The organism is uncultured Methanobrevibacter sp. (genome assembly GCF_937898925.1).
In the GTDB taxonomy this organism is placed as follows: Archaea; Methanobacteriota; Methanobacteria; order Methanobacteriales; family Methanobacteriaceae; genus Methanobrevibacter.
Genome location: NZ_CALDKF010000048.1, coordinates 1 through 18,040 on the forward strand (window position 1 = coordinate 1; position 18,040 = coordinate 18,040).

17 protein-coding genes are annotated in these 18,040 nt (G+C 33.3%); 10 read left to right on the top strand and 7 right to left on the bottom strand.

Annotated features, from left to right (window positions below; translation table 11 throughout):
- The 3 genes from rnz to nadA all read left to right on the top strand — a co-directional run.
- Positions 1–879, top strand: an 879-nt coding sequence (gene rnz / locus Q0409_RS03735; RefSeq protein ID WP_298535218.1) for a ribonuclease Z, incomplete at its 5' end; no start/stop codon positions are given.
- Positions 880–969: 90 nt separating this feature from the next.
- Positions 970–1,746 carry a mechanosensitive ion channel family protein gene (locus Q0409_RS03740; RefSeq protein WP_298535221.1) on the top strand — a complete coding sequence of 259 codons (777 nt, stop codon included), beginning with the start codon at positions 970–972 and terminating at the stop codon, positions 1,744–1,746.
- A gap of 103 nt (positions 1,747–1,849) precedes the next feature.
- Entirely contained in the window at positions 1,850–2,764 is a 915-nt protein-coding gene (gene nadA, locus Q0409_RS03745) for a quinolinate synthase NadA (protein ID WP_298535224.1), read from the top strand.
- A 109-nt stretch (positions 2,765–2,873) separates the two neighbouring features.
- On the opposite strand, the gene Q0409_RS03750 is transcribed toward nadA, so the two are convergent.
- The 5 genes from Q0409_RS03750 to Q0409_RS03770 all read right to left on the bottom strand — a co-directional run bounded on the left by Q0409_RS03750 (position 2,874) and on the right by Q0409_RS03770 (position 7,294).
- A complete protein-coding gene (locus Q0409_RS03750; protein WP_298535227.1) occupies positions 2,874–3,401 on the bottom strand; it encodes a nitroreductase family protein in 528 nt (175 codons plus the stop codon).
- Positions 3,402–3,452: 51 nt separating this feature from the next.
- The gene (locus Q0409_RS03755; protein ID WP_298535230.1) at positions 3,453–3,737 is read right to left on the bottom strand and encodes a DUF5750 family protein; all 285 of its coding nucleotides are present in this window, start codon (positions 3,735–3,737) and stop codon (positions 3,453–3,455) included.
- A gap of 105 nt (positions 3,738–3,842) precedes the next feature.
- Positions 3,843–4,847, bottom strand: a complete 1,005-nt coding sequence (locus Q0409_RS03760; RefSeq protein WP_298535232.1) for an alpha/beta fold hydrolase — start codon at positions 4,845–4,847, stop codon at positions 3,843–3,845.
- Between the two features lie 76 nt (positions 4,848–4,923).
- Positions 4,924–5,721 (bottom strand): amidohydrolase family protein, encoded by a 798-nt coding sequence (locus Q0409_RS03765; RefSeq protein ID WP_298535234.1) that lies wholly within the window; start codon positions 5,719–5,721, stop codon positions 4,924–4,926.
- 196 nt (positions 5,722–5,917) lie between these two features.
- Positions 5,918–7,294 (bottom strand): MATE family efflux transporter, encoded by a 1,377-nt coding sequence (locus Q0409_RS03770; protein ID WP_298535236.1) that lies wholly within the window; start codon positions 7,292–7,294, stop codon positions 5,918–5,920.
- Between the two features lie 113 nt (positions 7,295–7,407).
- On the opposite strand from Q0409_RS03770, the gene Q0409_RS03775 reads away from it, so the two are divergent.
- The 3 genes from Q0409_RS03775 (at position 7,408) to Q0409_RS03785 (ending at position 10,661) form a co-directional block, all read left to right on the top strand.
- Entirely contained in the window at positions 7,408–9,126 is a 1,719-nt protein-coding gene (locus tag Q0409_RS03775; RefSeq protein ID WP_298535239.1) for an MATE family efflux transporter, read from the top strand.
- A 108-nt stretch (positions 9,127–9,234) separates the two neighbouring features.
- Positions 9,235–10,020, top strand: coding sequence for an endonuclease NucS (gene nucS, locus Q0409_RS03780; RefSeq protein ID WP_295604944.1), 786 nt, complete (start codon positions 9,235–9,237; stop codon positions 10,018–10,020).
- A 71-nt stretch (positions 10,021–10,091) separates the two neighbouring features.
- Positions 10,092–10,661 carry a manganese efflux pump MntP family protein gene (locus Q0409_RS03785; protein ID WP_298535241.1) on the top strand — a complete coding sequence of 190 codons (570 nt, stop codon included), beginning with the start codon at positions 10,092–10,094 and terminating at the stop codon, positions 10,659–10,661.
- Between the two features lie 53 nt (positions 10,662–10,714).
- Here Q0409_RS03785 and Q0409_RS03790 read toward each other — a convergent pair whose 3' ends face one another.
- Positions 10,715–11,215 carry a hypothetical protein gene (locus Q0409_RS03790; RefSeq protein ID WP_298535243.1) on the bottom strand — a complete coding sequence of 167 codons (501 nt, stop codon included), beginning with the start codon at positions 11,213–11,215 and terminating at the stop codon, positions 10,715–10,717.
- Positions 11,216–11,446: 231 nt separating this feature from the next.
- On the opposite strand from Q0409_RS03790, the gene Q0409_RS03795 reads away from it, so the two are divergent.
- Both Q0409_RS03795 and Q0409_RS03800 read left to right on the top strand, forming a co-directional pair.
- Complete coding sequence (locus Q0409_RS03795; protein ID WP_298535245.1) at positions 11,447–12,520, top strand: hypothetical protein; 1,074 nt, start codon at positions 11,447–11,449, stop codon at positions 12,518–12,520.
- 160 nt (positions 12,521–12,680) lie between these two features.
- Complete coding sequence (locus Q0409_RS03800; protein ID WP_298535246.1) at positions 12,681–13,526, top strand: carbon-nitrogen hydrolase family protein; 846 nt, start codon at positions 12,681–12,683, stop codon at positions 13,524–13,526.
- Positions 13,527–13,725: 199 nt separating this feature from the next.
- Here Q0409_RS03800 and Q0409_RS03805 read toward each other — a convergent pair whose 3' ends face one another.
- Positions 13,726–14,577 (bottom strand): HEAT repeat domain-containing protein, encoded by an 852-nt coding sequence (locus Q0409_RS03805; protein WP_298535249.1) that lies wholly within the window; start codon positions 14,575–14,577, stop codon positions 13,726–13,728.
- 236 nt (positions 14,578–14,813) lie between these two features.
- On the opposite strand from Q0409_RS03805, the gene Q0409_RS03810 reads away from it, so the two are divergent.
- Positions 14,814–17,420, top strand: a complete 2,607-nt coding sequence (locus Q0409_RS03810; RefSeq protein ID WP_298535251.1) for an ATP-dependent helicase — start codon at positions 14,814–14,816, stop codon at positions 17,418–17,420.
- Positions 17,421–17,554: 134 nt separating this feature from the next.
- Complete coding sequence (locus Q0409_RS03815) at positions 17,555–17,929, top strand: DUF5518 domain-containing protein (protein ID WP_298535252.1); 375 nt, start codon at positions 17,555–17,557, stop codon at positions 17,927–17,929.
- The last annotated feature ends 111 nt before the right edge of the window (positions 17,930–18,040 follow it).

Consider the following 18,040-nt stretch of genomic DNA (forward strand, 5'->3'; position numbering starts at 1 on the left):
TTGAAATACTTTAAGGACACACTGCTCTTTGATTGTGGGGAAGGAACACAAAGGCAATTGACTTACGCTAAAATAAGTCCCATGAAAATAGACAAGATATTCATCAGCCACTATCATGGAGACCATATCCTCGGTTTGGCAGGACTCATTCAATCCATGGGATTTAGAGGAAGAGAAGATGACTTAGACATCTATGGACCTAAAGGATTGGAAAAGATTATAGGTGTGATTTCCAACTATGGATTTTTCCAGATAAACTTTAGAATCAATATTCATGAAATCGATGAAGGAGTGGTTGTGGAAACTGATGAATACATCATCAAGTCAATCATTGCTGAGCACAACATTCCTAATATAGCTTATTCAATTTATGAAAAGAAAAAGCCTCGCTTCCTAAGAGAAAAGGCTATTGAACTTGGTGTTCCCGTAGGCCCTGCCTTTGGAAAGCTTCATAGCGGCCAGGAAGTTGAAGTGGATGGAAAGATCATCAAGCCGGAACAGGTATTGGGACCTCCAAGAGCTGGAAAGAAAGTCACTTACTCTGGAGATACAAGGCCTTGTGAAAAGCTTATTGAACTTGCTAAAGAAAGCGATGTCTTGATTCATGAAGCAACATACGAAGATGCAGACCAGGACAAGGCAATTGAAAATTGCCATTCAACATCAAAGGAAGCTGCAGAAATAGCTAAAGAGGCAAATGTTAAACTATTGGTCTTGACTCACATAAGCACAAGGTATACAAGCGATTTGAATATAAAAAATGAAGCAAAAGAAATATTTGAAAATACCATAGTGGCTAATGACTTTACCGAAATTAACATTGGCAAAGACAAGACATCAATAAATTTCAAGAACATACTTACTGTAAACAATGATTAAAAAGAATAGAAAACTAAAGTAAACAAGCTTAAAAAGAATAGAAAACTAAAGTAAACAAGCTTAAAAAGAATAGAAAATAGGGGGGATCAAATGGATTACACATCTCAAATATTAGACATATTGTTTCATCTTTTTAATTTAAGGAATTTCATTTTCATTTTGCTGATTATACTTGGTGGACTCATATTTATTCGAATAGGCGATAAAATTCTTACTAAGCTAGAGAAAAAATTCGATTTGAATCTCACCGCCCATTATCTTTTTAAGGACCTGTTGAAATACACAGTGATTATTGTAGCTATTGCCTGGATATTGCATGTTCTTGGAATTAACTTAGAAAGCATACTAATCAGTTTAGGTGTAGTAGGTATTGCAATAGGTTTTGCATCACAGGACATTGTCTCCAACTTCATTTCAGGGATTTTTGTAATCAGCGATAAAAAAATTAAAGTTGGAGAGGTAATTGAAGTTAATGGCTTTAAGGGAACCATCAAGAAAGTCGGATTCAGAAATACGACTATGATAAATCAAGATAATTTTGAAATAACAATTCCTAACTCTGTTTTATCAAAAAATATCTATAAGATGTATAAGCCAACTGAAGACCACAGGTTAAGAATCAATGCAACCTTGCCTCATGGAATGAATATTCCTGAATTCAAGAAAGAGCTTGATAAGATAATGTATGAATACGATTGGATAGTGAATAATAAAACATCCATCTTTTCAAAGGATTACACTGAATGGGGCCCTAAAGTAGAAGTAAGCTATTGGATTACGGAATATAAATACATTGATTGCGGTAAAGTGACAATATTGGAAAATATCAATAGACTGATTGATGAGTATAAAAAACAGGAAAAATAGATAAACTATAAAAAATAACAATAGTTAATTTTTTAAGTAAGAAGAATAAAGATAATATAAACAACTAAATTATTTAATAATCCCATTGTAAAGAGGGTTAAAAATGAATGAATTACAGAAAGAAATTATTCAATTGAAAGAAGAAAAGAATGCGATTATACTCGCACATAACTACCAGCCAAAAGAAATTCAGGAAATAGCTGATTTCCTTGGAGACTCTTTAGAATTATGTAATAAGGCTGCAGAAGTGGAAGATAGGGACATCATTGTCTTCTGCGGAGTGGACTTTATGGCAGAAACTGCATATATGTTAAACCCTGATAAGAAAGTCTTAATCCCAGATATTGATGCAGAATGTCCTATGGCACATATGCTTACTGGAGAGCAAGTCAGAGAAGCAAAAGCAAAATATCCTGACGCTGCAGTCTGCTTATATGTAAACAGTCTTGGTGAAGCAAAAGCGGAATCAGACATTCTCTGTACCTCTGGAAATGTCAAAAAGGTTGTAGCAAGCTTAGAAGAAGACACAATTCTCTTTGGGCCAGATACCAATCTTGGAGAATTCGTACAACCATTCACTGACAAAAAGATCATTCCTATTCCAGGTGATGGCCACTGTTATGTTCACAAGCTATTCCACAAGGAGGACATTGAAGATGCAAGGAAAAAATATCCTGGTGTAGACATCTTAATTCACCCTGAATCCAACAAAGAGGTTCAGGAAATGGCAGATTATGTTTTAAGTACTGGTGGAATGCTAGCTCATGTAAGGGACAGCCCTGATAAGGAATTTGTCATTGGAACCGAAGTTGACATGATTACAAGACTTAAATCAGAGTGTCCAGACAAAACCTACTACCCATTGCTTGAAGGAGCTATTTGTAAAACCATGAAACTCCACACATTGGAAAAGGTTAGGGACTGCTTAATCAATGAGGAACCTAAAATTATTGTCCCTGAAGAAATAGCTGAAAAATCAATCAATGCTGTAGAAAGAATGCTAGAAGCATCCAAATAAAAATATCTAAATAAAAATAGTAAAATAATCAATTAGATAAAAAGAATACTTCTTTTTATCATTTTTCTCTTTTTTTTATAAAATCTAAATTTTAATAAAAATTAAACAATTAATATTTTTCAAAATGAATTTTGCTTTTATCAAAGTCTTTTTCTGTATAACCTTGCTTGAATTCGCCTTTGCCTCCAATAGCTACAAGGTTTAAAACTGCAAAATCATCTGGAATATCCAATAGTTCACGGATTTCCTCATCAGAAGATTTTCTCTTACCTCCTCTATTACGTATATGAACCCAACAAGCACCAAGGCCATACTGTTCAACTGCAAGAAGAATATATGAAGAAGCGATTGCACCATCTTCTATCCAAAATTCCCCACGATTAAGATTGACCATTACAACTACAACTGCACTTGCACCAATAATCTGACTGCCACCTAAGCTTTTGCAAGTAGCTAACTCCCTTATAGTATCCTGATCTTTAACCACAACAAATTCCACAGGACGATGACCAAAAGAACATGGTGCTGTAAGAGCAACTTTCATAATCTCATCAAGTACCTCTTGATCTATAGGTTCACCATCATATTTGCGTATGGACCTTCTGGATGCTGTCAATTCAAACAAGTCATTTTTCATTTTATACCCCTTTGTTAATTAAAAGCATATAATGCAATGATTTAAAAAAACTCATTTCATGTCTTCCAAGAAGCTTGCAATGAAATAAGTCATTTCAATCTCTTCCCTTTTAATAAAATCCTCAAGCTTAAAATGTGCATCATCTGAAGCAAATGGGAAGAATTTTCTGGAATAGAATATATTTAGGAGCAAATCACCATCTTCCACAATGGTTTCCCCTTCCAAGTTATTCAATAAAAAATCCAATTCCTTTTCAGTTAAATCAGACACCCTATAATTTACATAGTGCATTTGATCTTCAGTTTCGCCGTAATCCTCAACTTTAACGCTTAACATATTTATCCCTTTTAATCTCTTAATTAAATTATGTTTTTTTAAATTATAATATTTTTCTAAATAAAAATTAATAAATCAATGAAAAATCAGTGCATCAAATATTGATTAATTATCCCTAAATTCCTTAATGAACTCTTCCAAATCATCTTTTACCTTAAACAATTCATTAGAGCCAACATGACCCATGCAAGAGTCAAAAATAAGCAACTTATTATCCTTAATCATTTTGCTCATTGGAATTGCATCAAGATTTGGCGGGAAGTATTGGTCCTGATTAATCGCTATAATCAAAACCTTAGCAGTTATATTTTCCAACTGGTCTGTCAAATCGTAATCGAGAGAAGAGTTATTCATATAAATCAAATCGTTAGGATCTTCATCTAAGCTTTCCTCTGCAAATCCTGCCATAGCAAGTTCAATTTCCTCATTTGACATATTGTTTCTGTATTCCTCTCTTGACAATCCATAGCAATACATTGCATCTGATGAAAGCTTTAAGCTTCTCTTTAATGAGTCTGAAAGGGGCAAATCATAAGCTCCATCATTATAATCAGGGTCAGATTCCAAAATATTGTTCATGATCTTGCTTAATGCAAAATTATGTCCACCTACCTTAAAGCTGCTAACAAGAGAAATGATAAAATCAACAGAATCAGGATAAACGCAACCCCAAGTCAAGACTTCAAATCCTCCCATTGAGTTACCAATTAGTCCTTTTACATGAGTGATTCCGAATTTCTCTTCAAGGAACTGCTTTTGGAAGTTTACCATATCTTCAACATCATACTCTGGAAACCTATTCATCAGACCAGTTGTTGATGGGCTGGCAGAACCAGGACAGCCAAGAGCACTGACTGATATGAAGAAGAATTTATCTGTATCAAATATCTCTCCACTGCCCATATCTTCAGAAATGCGTCTTGCAGAGTAACAGCTGCCGCTTGAACCATGGAAGTAAATTACAGCATTTGAAATGATTCCCTCATTATCATATTGTGGAGTTCCAAAGGTGATGTATTCAACTTTTGCATCCTTCAAGACTTCCCCATTATTGAATTTAAACTCATCTAAAGTAAAATACTCTGCCCCAATAGCTTCTACATCAAACATGATATCAACCATAAAAATAAGAAAATAAAATTGGTAAAAACCCAATTTAATAAAAAAAATGTTTAAATAAATATTTTTATTTTAAACCTAAAAGTTTAGCTGCATTTTCAAAAAGAATTAAATTTCTTTCTTCTTCAGTTAAATCAATCTTATTGAACATTTCCATCTCGCTTGTTGATTCCCACATTGGAAAATCAGTTGCCCATAAAACCTTATCTGCACCATATGCATGAATCAATTCCTTTGCAGTCTCTGGAGACAATGCATATAAGCTTGAACTGCAATCCACAAACAGATTAGGGGTTCCTGCCAATTCTTCAGTTGCCTTTTCCCACATGCTCCATCCTGCAAAATGAGCACCAATGACAGTGAGATCCGGAAACTTTTCAAGGAATGGCTTAAGATGTTCTGGGTTTGAATAATTATATCTGAAATCGCCACAATGAATCATAATCGGCAATCCTCTTTCATTGATTGCCTCTCCCATTTTAAATGCCTTTTCCTCATTTAAGGCAAATTGCTGGAAATCAGGATGAACTTTAACCCCTTTAAGGCCAAGTTCAATAATGTAATCCAAGTCACCTTCAATGTCTTCACTATCAGGATGCAATGTTCCAAAACCTGTAAAAAGGCCTGGATGGGATTTGACCTCAAAGCTGATGAATTCATTGATTGATTGAACTTGCTTTGGAGTTGTAGCTACTGAATGGATAAGGTAATGACAAACACCTACTTTATTTCCATCTTCAATCAAGTCATCTACAGTCCCATTTAAAGACATATGAAGGTCATAAAAATCACGTATCCCCTTAACAGCCTTTGCTGCAATCTTATCTGGATAAATGTGACAATGAGAATTAATTACTTTTTGCATATTAAATTAACCGCCTAATAAAATTATAAAATCATAAAATATTTTTCTATTACTTAATTTGTATTAAATCATTTAAAAAAGTTTATATTACCAGATTAAGTAATTTAAATAAAAATAAATACATTGAATGGAATGAAATAAATCTTAAAGAAATGAAATAAGATAAGAATAAAAAATAGAAGTAGAGAAGCTAAAGCTAAATCTCGCTTCCTTTAACTTTTCCCTTAATCAATCTGTCTACATAGAGTTCAATGTATCCATAAGCTATTACAGAACCAAGGAATCCTCCTAAAAGCATACCGTAATAAATTCCATGTTCTCCCATATTGAATACAAATCCTAAAAGGTATGCGAAAATCAATACAAGCACAAATTCCCTGAATGTGGTTAAAATAAAGGAAGTGGTTCCTTTTCCTAATCCTTGGAATACATTTCCTGCACTTGCACCGAATGGAACATACAATATGAATAGACACATCAATTGTATGAATGAAGCAATCAATGGTTCAAGATGTGAACTTGCCTCTGAATAGGAGAATATGAATGCCACTTGATTAGCAAATACAAAGAGCAATATGCAAACTATAATGGATGAGATTAGACCTAACTTAACGGAATATCTGCATGCAGTTCTAATGTTTTCATACTTTTTAGCACCATATGCAACACCTGCAACGGTAATTGCTGCAGTTCCGACACCAATAGCTGGAAGCAATCCTAAGGATATGATTCTCCATCCAGCAGTATAGACAGCCACAGCAACTGAACCTGAAACCAAAGTGAGCATATAATTGACGGTAACAGCAAGAGCTGCCATGATCAATTGTTCCAAGCTTGCCGGAATTCCTACAACTAGAATATCCTTATACATTTTAAAATTATTATGGAAATCTTTTTTGTTATATGATAAGTAGGTATCTTTCTTAATGAAAATCCAATATAACATCATTAAAATAGCAAATAGAGGGGATAATCCTGTTGCAAGAGCTGCACCTGAAACTCCCCAACCAAATGTGTAAATAAATATTGGATCTAAAACCATGTTGATGATGGCTACAATAGCAATAGGCAAAGTGGCTCTCTTTACATCTCCTTCTGCCCTAAATGCTCCTCCAAAAATAGGGGGAATTAATATAGGGGCAGTGAAAGCAAATACAATTATACCATAATCCATAGCATAGTTCAATACATCACTTGCACCCATTATCTTTAATAGGGATTCTAAAGATAAAAGGAAAAATACTGTAAGAATCAATGAAACAATTACACTTAAAATAGCAGAGTGAATAGCTGCATTATTTGCCCCATCTCTTTTTTCTGCACCAATATAACGGGAAATAAGAGAGGTTGCACCAGCACCTATACCATTTCCAAATCCTACTAGAACCATAAACAATGGAGTTACATATCCTAATGCTGCCAAAGGAGCAGGCCCTAATCCTGCTACCCAAATACTATCCACAATATTGTTTAAGAAAATTAAAAACATACTTGCTATCATAGGCCAAGCAAGCTTATTAATAGCTTTCTTAGGGTCTCCGGTAATCATTTCAACATTTTCATTCATTTCCATAATAATCATTTCCTAACTATTAATTATATATAAAAAGTCCTATATAAATATGAATATTAAAAAACAACGATAAATGATTATTAGAGAAAAATTAAATTTAATAGAGGCATTTAATGACACATGAAAGGAATTTTCGATTGCTGAACAAGAAATTTAGAGAATTGTTTTTTCCAACATTGCTTGCATCAATAGCGGGAAACTTTGCAATTCTTGTAGACGCATTGATAGTCAGTATACTTTTAGGCTCTTTGAACCTGTCTGTAATTCAAAGCATAGAGCCTATAGCACAATTTCTCAATATGATCTATTGGTTAATAGGTTTTGGAGGCAGCATTCTTGCTACAACTGCAAGGGCAAGATTTGACAAAGACCAAGCCAATTCCCTATTTACGATTTCTCTAATCAGCATAACCATTATTGGATTAATAATTACAGTATTTGGGCTCCTATTCCCAGATTTTTTCACTCAGATATTATGCAATTCCAATGAATTAAGGCCTCTCGTTAAAGACTATTTCCTGATATTTATCATAGTTTCACCGTTCATGTGTTTCATGATAGTTTTAGCTTACTTCATTAAAACAGATGATTTCATACCATTGCAATTTAAAGCGTTTCTTATGGCAAATGGTCTGAATGTGATTGGAGACTTGGCATTTATACCATATTTAGGCATTAAAGGTGCTGCATTGGCAACTACTGTATCCTATATTGTAGCTTCAATTTACATATCCACTTATTTCTTTAACTCTAAAGGAACATTTAGATTTGTTAAAGTTAAACTTTCAAAAGCTCTTGATTATATGAAGGACATCTGTAAAACAGGACTTTCCAGTTGTTCAATCCCACTATATCAAACAATCAAATTGCTTGTAATTAACTCTTTAATACTGGGAATTGCAGGAAAAGTTGGATTATCCGCATTCAATATGTGCTACAATACCCAATTTTTAGTAGGAATATTCATTTTCGGTACAACACAGTCAATATTGCCGATCATTGCAGTCTATTTCCAAGAGGGGGATTATAACGGAGTGGACTATGTTGCTAAAAAGTCATTGAAGATAGTGCTTGGATTTGGAATATTCTTCACCCTGCTCTTTGCCATATTCCCACAGACAATATTATGCTTATTCTCTGTAAGTGACCCTTCTGCAATCCCTACTGCACTGAATGCAGTTAGAATCTACGCATTAAGCCTTTTAGGATATGGAATAAACTTCCTATACATATTCTATTCCCAATCAGTGCAATACAACAAAATAGCAAATATCGTTACAATCCTTGAAGGATTAATATTCCCAATTCCTTTGGCATATGTATTTGGCCACATTTGGGGAATAAACGGAATTTGGTTCTCACTAGTATTGACAGAAATAGTTACATTCATATTCATTTGGTTATACTCCAAATATGTCACTAAAAAAAGCAATGGCCAATACTCCGGATTCTTCCTAAACTATAAAGATGAGGAGGCATCATTCATGGAGTTTACCATTCCAGGAAATAAGGAGGATGCGATTGCACTCTCTAAAGAGATTAAGGATTCCTACTCCAATCCTAATATTTCAGAGGAAGTCAGCTTTGCAATTGGAAACCTTATCAGCCATATTCTTGATATAAATGAAGAATTGGATTGGATAGATATCATTATTAGGGAGACAAAGGATGCAATATTCCTTTCAATAAAAAGTGAAGGTGTGGAATTCAAATATGAGGAAGATTTTGAAGGAGTAAAATCAGACTATTTTGCTATTAAGGACATTGTAGATAATATTGAGTATTCTCAAATATTAGGATTAAACAATACGGTAATCACCATCAATAAATAGCATGGAAAAATTAAAATACTATCCAAACAATAATTTAATAAGAACAAAAAACATCAGCATCTCATTAAAAATAAAAGAAAAAATCAAAAAATAACACTAAATGATAAGATGAAATATAAAATTTTAGAAAATCCAAATTATGAAGAGACTTATGAGCTTATTGAGGAAGGCCTTAGGAAAAAGGCAACCATATTGCTTTTTGCATGCTGTAGAGTCAGTTATGAAGGTCGTGCATTAAGTGAACTTGATTATGGTGAAAGAATAATCATGATGAAGCCGGATGGATGTTTCCTGATTCATCAGGACAATAAGGTTGATCCAGTCAATTGGCAACCTCCTAAATCAAGACCAAGAGCTTACATAAAAGATGAAATTCTCTTTTTGGAAAGCCATAGGCGCAGCCCTCCTGAAAGATTGGAAGTTGAGGTTAGAAAAGTCCATTATGCTAACTATAACCTAATTGAAGATTATGAAGAGCTTGAAAGAGCAGGTTATGAAAAGGACATGGGAGACATGATTTGGGAAAAACCTCACATAATCGAGGAAGGATTCCGTCCAAGCGTAAGGGAATACGCTACAGAACATGGATTCATTGACATTCTTGGAAAGGACAGCGAAGGAAACCTAATGATTTTAGAATTAAAGGCCCGTAAGGCAGGGATAGCTGCAGTTAAGCAAATCAGAAGATACTTGTCTGACTTTGAAAATAGGGAAAACAAGGAAATCAAAGGCAAAACTGGTGAAAAGCAGAAAATCAGAGGTTTGCTTGTAGCTCCTTCAATAGGTGATGATGCACTTGAGCTTCTTGAAGAGGAAGGAATCGAATTTGTAGCTGTAGAACCTCCAAGAGAACTTAAAAAGGATAAAAAAGTTACTTTAGATGCCTTTGGATAAAATATTTATACATAATTAATAATATATACATACACATTTAAAGAATTAAAAAATAACACGGTCTGATTATTATGGATTTCATTTCAACTTTACTCATTGCAATTGCATTGGCAATGGATGCATTCAGCGTTTCACTTACAAAAGGATTCACATTAAAGAAAATTACAAAAACCCAAGTATTATGGTTTGCAATATTCTTTGGAGGATTCCAGGCTTTTATGCCTGTTTTAGGTTGGTTAGGTGGAATTCAATTGGAATGGGTCATCACTACCTTCGCTCCTTGGATAGCATTTATACTGCTTCTTTTGATTGGATCAAATATGATTCGAGAAAGCTTTTCCAATGAGGAAGGGGAAGAGAATAGTGATAATTTTTCATTTAAGGAATTGACATTGCTTGCAATAGCTACAAGCATAGATGCATTTGCAGTTGGAATAACCTATGCAGTATTAAAAACAGATATCCTGATTCCAATAATCATGATTGGGGTCACTGCATTCATATTTACAATCATTGGACTTTATTTAGGTAAAAAAATAGGAAATTACTTTGGAGACAAGTTCGAAATACTTGGTGGGGTTATCTTAATCTTGCTTGGTGTAAAAATACTCCTTGAAGGATTAGGAATATTGGTTTTATAAAAATAGTTAAATGAGCTTTAATATTAAAGCTCAAAATCTTTTTTTAATAATAATTAGAGATCTAAAACGAATTTTTGTCCACTTTCTTTCTTAAGACGTTCAATCTCTTCCTTTTGATGCCTTATAGCATAATCATTATAAGGCTTAGGAGATAATGTATGTCCATCATACTCCAATTTATAAATAACATACTCATCAGTATCTAAAGAAATAGTGTCCTCAGCGGATTTTAATTCAATAGCATTCAATTCTTCCATAATTGATTGATACTCTTTTTCTTCCTGTTGAATAAGCTCATCCAAATCCCTTTTTTGCATGGATTGATTAAGCTGCATGCCTAATCCAATCATTCCATTGACTTCCTTTCCACCAATCTCAAATACAGACACTCTTATATGTTCCATTTGCTTAAGCATATGATCCAAAGTTGGTTGAGTTACAGGTTTTTCTCTTGCAGTTCCAATGATGTTTATTTCATAATCATTTTCCCAATCCTCAATTTTATAAACTGCATAATTGATATTGTCACATTTGATTTCTTTTTCTTCAGCCATATTATCACATTATTCTTAAAGATTATTAAAAGATTATTTTTAAAAATTTTCAATTAAATATTAATTTCTAATTACTAAATAAAATAATTTACCTTAATTTCTTAAAAATATCCTTAAAATATCTTAAATTTTAAATATAAGATTAAATATAAAGATTAATATTAGTATATAATATAATATATTAAAGAATTTTTATAAGTATTTTTAATCTATTGAGTAGGAGGTTAAAATTTGGTAAAATATTGTCAAGAGTGTGGAAATGCAAGTTATGACAGTGCACCAATTTGTGGTAACTGTGGTGCTAAACTTCCTCCAAAATCTGAAGCAAATGCTAGACCTCCTAAGTTAGAGGGCAAATTCAAGCCAGGAGTAATCACTAGCACTAATGATTCAATATTCTCTGGCAGTTCATCTAGCTTTGGAAAAGGATTATCTAGCAAGTTAGGTAGCTTCGATTTAAGTAAATTTAGTAGTGTTTCTAGAGAGAAAGAACAAGAAAGTCACGCTCAAGCTCAAAAAAGTACTAAACCTTCATTCAGCAAAACTGCAACTGAAGGATTCAAGCAAAAAGATAAGGGAATCAAAGACCCTGCTAAAAAATTCAGTTCTGCAAAAACTGAAAAGATCAATAGGGAAATCAAAAAGGAAACCCCTAAAAAAGATAAAATTAAAATTCCTAAGAAAGAGAAAAAAGCTGAACCAACAGTCACTAAAAAATCAGACGGCGGTTCCAACCTAAACATTAGAAAAATTGCAATTGTTGCAATACTCGCAATAATCATTCTCTTGATTGCAGGAATTGGAATCAATGGACTACAAAACCAAACCACTGATGAAGTTAAAAACTATTCAGACGGAATAATCAGTTTTGATTACTCTGGAAACTGGTCCATGTACAACAATACCAATGGAAACAGCAATTCCAGCGATATTGCATTTAAAACTAAAGATAACACATTAATTGGATTTACCACAATTCAAAGTGATGACATTACCTATGAAAAGATCATAAGTGACATTAATGCAACATCACAATCCTTAAATGGGGAAGTCTTAGATGCTGAAACTGTTGATATTGGCGGAATTCCATCCTTAAGAATGACAATCAGCACTGCAGACCAAGGATATTCAAGATACTACTGTACCTTGCGTGATGGAGTGTACTACAGCTTTGTCATAAACAATGGAAAATCCAATAACAAGGATATCAGCGCTTTGAATACAACTGAAATCCAAAATATGATTAATAGCATTAGTTTTCAAACAACTGAAATTGATGCAGCAGACGGTGCAGAAATAGCTTAAAACTAATCTATTAATTTTTTTATTTTTAACTTCCGCTTAAAAATAAATATTTTTTCTTTTTATTTTTTCTTTATTTTTTTAATTTTATAATTTTATAATTTAATATTTTTTAAATATTAACCTATTTTTAATTTTTATCATTAACTATCGAGGAAAAAACATGAATTCAATCAAAATAGCTCTTTGTCAAATGAATGTGGTGGACAATAAGGAAAAGAATATAGAAAAAGCAATTCAAATGATTAAGGAATCAAAAGAGCAAGGAGCAGATTTGGCTGTTCTTCCTGAAATGTTTAACTGCCCATATGAAAATGAGAAATTCATAGAATATGCTGAAATATTGGAAGATAGCCAAACCTTAATGGAAATATCCGATATTGCAAAAGAAGAGAACATTCATGTTTTGGCAGGATCCATACCTGAACTTGAAAGAGATGATGAAAATGAAACCGAATCAATATACAACACTGCAGTTTTCTTTGACAATAATGGAAAACAATTAGGAAAGCATAGAAAAATGCACCTATTTGACATTGATGTTAAGGGAAAAATCTATTTCAAGGAATCAGATACATTAAGTGCAGGAAATGACTTCACAATAATCAACACAGATTTGGCAAGAATTGGAATTGGAATCTGCTATGACATAAGATTTGTGGAGTTATCAAGAATAATGGCATTGAATGGTGCTGAAATACTAATTTTCCCAGGAGCATTCAATTTGACAACTGGCCCTGCACATTGGGAACTCTTATTTAGATCAAGAGCATTGGACAATCAAGTTTATGCAATTGGAGTAGCACCAGCATTAGATGAGGATGCTAGCTATAATTCTTACGGACATTCAATAGCTGTAAATCCATGGGGAGAAGTGATTGAAGAATTGGATTACAGTGAAGAATTAAAAATCGTTGAAATAGATTTGGATGAAATAAAAAGAGTGAGAGAAGAAATTCCTGTTTTAAAGAATAGGAGAGTCGATTTATACGAAATAAATGAAAAATAGATAAAATAAAATATGTTCATGAAATAAACATGAAATTTCATGAAGAATAAAAATTATAAAAATAGACACTAATTTTAGAAAAATTAAAAAAATTATAAAAAAATAATTAAAAAGAGAAAATAAATTAATAAAAATTAATTAAAAAAATATTAAAAAGAGAAAATAAATTAATAAAAATTAATTAAAATTTATTTTAATTTTATTTTAATTTTGCTAATCTCTTTTCAAAGTAAGCTAATTTTTTCTCATTGTCAGCAAACACTTCACATGCTGTTTCCAAGACTCTTACTTCATTGTCATAATCATTTTCCTTTCTATAGAGAACGCATAATCTTTTATATGGAGCATCCTTTGGCTGTTTTGATTCAACATACCTTTCATATTCCTTAATTGCCTTTTTAAGATTTGCCTCTTCCATTTCCTTAATGGTACTCATTGGAATGACTTTGACAATAGCTTTTCCAGATGCCTTTGCCTTTTTCCTTTTTTCAGCTTTTTTAATTGCCTTATTACAGGATTTCTTAAAGTCCTTGTCATCCTCATTCTTTCTTGCCTGTTTGATGAGATTAATGGATTCATCACTTCCTAAATCTCCTAAAGCTTGAACTGCAGCTAACTTTACACCCCAGTCCTCATCTTCAAGACATTTTGCAATGCTGTCCAATTCATCTTCCGCTTGGAGTTCTCCTAAAGCCCTTACAGCAACTTTTCTAACTCCGAAATCCTCATCATCAAGGGATTCCACGAAATAAGGAATAACCTTTGGATCTTCAGTTTCCTTAAGTGCAAATGCTAAAAATCTTTTATCCTTTCCTTCTGCATTTGCAAACTCTTCAATCAATTTATCTACCGCTACATCACCCATGTTACCTAAGATTTCTGCAGCTTTAAAACGTACTTGAGCATTTTCATCTTTAGTAGCTTGAATCAATGGATCGATAATGGATTCATCATTCACCTTTTCCAAACTTGCTATAGCTGATTTTCTAGTAGCTACATCTTCATCCTTCAATGCTTCAATAGCTTCTTCAATTGATAAATTTCCTACCATATTAAATCCTCATAAAACTAAAATAATTAAAAATATTCAATAATTAAAATTCTAAAAAACATGAAATTAATTTCAAAATTAATTCTTAATTTAATAATATTTAAGTTAAAACTAATATTTAAATTAATTTGAACAAATAAAAACTAAACTATAAAATAAATAAATAACATAAATAAATGGTAACTATTTTAAAATAAAACGCAACACACCAATGATAAAACTTAAAGATTGATAATATGATAAAAAAACAGACTAAAAGCTATTCAAAAAAGGAAATCTACAAGAATCTCCATCCTTATGTCAAACAGTGGTTTGAGAATAGCTTTGAGGACTTTACACCAGCACAAAAACAAGCGATTCCTGAAATCCACAAGGGAAACAATATACTTGTTTCATCACCAACAGGATCTGGAAAGACATTGACAGCATTCCTATCAGTAATAAATGAACTGACTGAACTTGCAGATAAAGGGGAACTTGAAGATAAGGTTTATTGCATTTACATATCTCCTCTAAAGGCATTGGACAATGATATTGAAAGAAACCTTGACCAGCCCCTTAGGGAAATAGAGAAAATAGCTAAAAAGCCGTTAGGAATCAGAAAGGCAGTTAGAACTGGAGACACCACACAATACCAAAGGACAAAGATGTTAAAGTCTCCACCACATATCCTGATTACAACCCCTGAAACATTATCAATCCTGCTTGTTGCACCTAAATTCAGGGAAAAACTCTCACATGTTAAGTATGTGATTGTTGATGAGATCCATTCATTGGCTGAAAACAAGAGGGGAGTTCACTTAAGCTTATCCCTTGAAAGATTGCAGCATCTAATCGGAGGATTTACAAGGATTGGATTATCCGCTACAGTAAGCCCCCTTGAAGAGGTTGCAAAATTCCTTGTAGGATATGAATATGGAGTTGAAAGAGACTGTATCCTTGTTGATATCAATTATCTGAAGGAATTGGACATAGAGGTTATCTCTCCAGTGGATGATATCGTAATAGCTGATGATGAGGATACAAGAATGGCAACTTATGCCTTGATTGATGACTTGGTCATGGAACATAAGACAACATTGATATTTACAAATACACGTAGCGCAACAGAACGTTATGTTTACAACCTTAAGAAGCTTTATGGAGAGCATTTCAACAGCAATAACATTATGGCACACCACTCCTCCTTATCCAAGGAATCAAGACTGGAAACTGAGGAGAAACTAAAGAAAGGAGAGCTTAGGGCTGTTGTATCTTCCACCTCCCTTGAGCTTGGAATAGATATAGGTTACATTGACCTTGTAATACTTATCAACTCACCGAAATCAGTTTCAAGAGCCCTTCAAAGAATCGGTAGAAGCGGTCACAGATTGCATGAAAAGTCCAAGGGAAGAATAATCGTTACAGATAGGGATGAACTTGTAGAATGCTCTGTACTCTTGAAAAACGCTAAGGAAGGGAAAATTGACAACATCAAGATTCCTAAGGACTGCTTGGATGTGCTTTCACAGCATATCTATGGAATGGGAATAGAAAACCCTTGGGACATCGATTATGCTTATGATGTTATCAGAAAAAGCTATTGCTATAAGGACCTCGAAAGGGATGACTACGAAGATGTCCTAAGCTATTTGGCAGGAGAATATGTTGAGCTTGAAGAGCGTTACGTTTATGCTAAAATATGGATTGACTATAAGGAAAACACCTTCGGAAAAAGGGGAAAATTGGCAAGAATGCTTTATTCAACAAATATTGGAACAATCCCAGACCATTCTGCAGTCATTGTAAAATGTGATGGAGAGCCAATAGGCAAGGTTGAAGAGGACTTTATGGAAAAGCTTAAAAAAGGTGACAGCTTTGTTCTTGGTGGAAGAACCTATAAATTCAATTATGGGAAGGGAATGACCATTAACGTCTCTCCAGCATCAGGACCTCCTACAATCCCTTCATGGTATTCGGAGCAATTGCCTCTTGCATTTGACCTTGCAGTGGATATTCAAAGGTTTAGATACATTCTTGAAAGCAAGTTCCAGTATGGAAGGTCTAAGGAAGAGATAATGAAATTCCTTCATGAGTACCTTTATGTTGATGAGTTTGCAGCAAACTCAATCTATGAATACTTTAATGAACAGTTCATATATGCCCAAATCCCTCACAAGCAAAAGCTTCTTGTTGAGTATTACACAGGATTTGGAGGAAGGAAATTCGTTGTTTTCCATAGCCTGTTCGGTAGAAAGACAAATGATGCTCTTGCAAGGGCAGTGGCTTATGTGGCAAGTGACAGAAACAAAAGGAGCATAACAATTTCAATTACAGACAATGGATTCTATTTAAGCTCAGAGGGCAAGATGGGAGCATTGGAAGCATTGAAAAGATTAAATCCTAACAATTTTGAAAACATACTGATAAGGTCACTTGACAAAACCGAAACACTGGCAAGCAGATTCAGGCATTGCGCTGGAAGATCCTTGATGACATTGAGAAGATACAAAGGACACGAAAAATCGGTGGGAAGGCAGCAAGTTAGAGGAAAAATATTACTCAAGTACATTCAGGAAATGGACAATAATTTCCCTATACTCAAGGAATCAAGAAGGGAAGCCACTGAAGACTATATGGACATCAAAAATGCTAAAAGAGTCATTTCATGGATTTCAAGTGGTGAAATGGAAATCAAGACAATAAATACAATAATTCCAAGCCCATTTGCATTTAATCTTGTATCCCAGGGATACTTGGAAGTCCTAAAGCAGAACGATAAATCAGAATTCACCAAAAGGATGCATAGGGCAGTTATAGAAAAGATAAAAGAGCAAATGGAAAATGATTATTATTATGAGTAAATTTTAAAATTATTAAATTATAATTTTTTAAAAAAGTAAAGTTTAAATACTTTATAACTAAACTAAAATACGTGAAAATTATAATAAAAAGCAATATTATAATTTAAAGAATCAATGTAAAATGAGGTGATAAAATGGCTAAAATGAGTTCAGTATTTATTGGATTCCTATTGACATTAATCGTTTATTTATTCTTTGGACGTTATGAATTCTGGGGTCTTTTAATTGTAGGATTCATTGTCGGATATATGGCTCACGAAGGAATATTCGGAGGAATGTGGAATGCAGCACTTGCAGGAGCATTCGGAACAATAGTTGCATCAATCCTATTCATACTGCTTGTTACAGTAGGTGGAACCGCATTGATGGGACCTCTTGGAGGGCTTACTGGATTCACCGTTTCTGGAGTTTCAAGCTTATTCGTGATTATCTACAATATAATCAAATACATGATAACTATGGGAATAACTGGTGCTCTTGGTGGAGCTTTAACTAAACAGAAAAGTTAAATTTTTTAAATTTTCTTTTTCTTTTCTCTTCTTTTCTTTTTATTATTTTACCATTTACAATTTTAACTGTTTTATTAACTATTTTTCTTTTTTAATCCTTCATTTTCTCGT

What these genes read in the sequence shown, in the direction of transcription:
- Q0409_RS03740 (WP_298535221.1), top strand. Translation starts at nt 970, where the DNA reads ATGGATTACACATCTCAAATATTAGACATATTGTTTCATCTTTTTAAT.
- nadA (WP_298535224.1), top strand. Translation starts at nt 1,850, where the DNA reads ATGAATGAATTACAGAAAGAAATTATTCAATTGAAAGAAGAAAAGAAT.
- Q0409_RS03750 (WP_298535227.1), bottom strand. Translation starts at nt 3,401, where the DNA reads ATGAAAAATGACTTGTTTGAATTGACAGCATCCAGAAGGTCCATACGC.
- Q0409_RS03755 (WP_298535230.1), bottom strand. Translation starts at nt 3,737, where the DNA reads ATGTTAAGCGTTAAAGTTGAGGATTACGGCGAAACTGAAGATCAAATG.
- Q0409_RS03760 (WP_298535232.1), bottom strand. Translation starts at nt 4,847, where the DNA reads ATGTTTGATGTAGAAGCTATTGGGGCAGAGTATTTTACTTTAGATGAG.
- Q0409_RS03765 (WP_298535234.1), bottom strand. Translation starts at nt 5,721, where the DNA reads ATGCAAAAAGTAATTAATTCTCATTGTCACATTTATCCAGATAAGATT.
- Q0409_RS03770 (WP_298535236.1), bottom strand. Translation starts at nt 7,294, where the DNA reads ATGGAAATGAATGAAAATGTTGAAATGATTACCGGAGACCCTAAGAAA.
- Q0409_RS03775 (WP_298535239.1), top strand. Translation starts at nt 7,408, where the DNA reads ATGACACATGAAAGGAATTTTCGATTGCTGAACAAGAAATTTAGAGAA.
- nucS (WP_295604944.1), top strand. Translation starts at nt 9,235, where the DNA reads ATGAAATATAAAATTTTAGAAAATCCAAATTATGAAGAGACTTATGAG.
- Q0409_RS03785 (WP_298535241.1), top strand. Translation starts at nt 10,092, where the DNA reads ATGGATTTCATTTCAACTTTACTCATTGCAATTGCATTGGCAATGGAT.
- Q0409_RS03790 (WP_298535243.1), bottom strand. Translation starts at nt 11,215, where the DNA reads ATGGCTGAAGAAAAAGAAATCAAATGTGACAATATCAATTATGCAGTT.
- Q0409_RS03800 (WP_298535246.1), top strand. Translation starts at nt 12,681, where the DNA reads ATGAATTCAATCAAAATAGCTCTTTGTCAAATGAATGTGGTGGACAAT.
- Q0409_RS03805 (WP_298535249.1), bottom strand. Translation starts at nt 14,577, where the DNA reads ATGGTAGGAAATTTATCAATTGAAGAAGCTATTGAAGCATTGAAGGAT.
- Q0409_RS03810 (WP_298535251.1), top strand. Translation starts at nt 14,814, where the DNA reads ATGATAAAAAAACAGACTAAAAGCTATTCAAAAAAGGAAATCTACAAG.
- Q0409_RS03815 (WP_298535252.1), top strand. Translation starts at nt 17,555, where the DNA reads ATGGCTAAAATGAGTTCAGTATTTATTGGATTCCTATTGACATTAATC.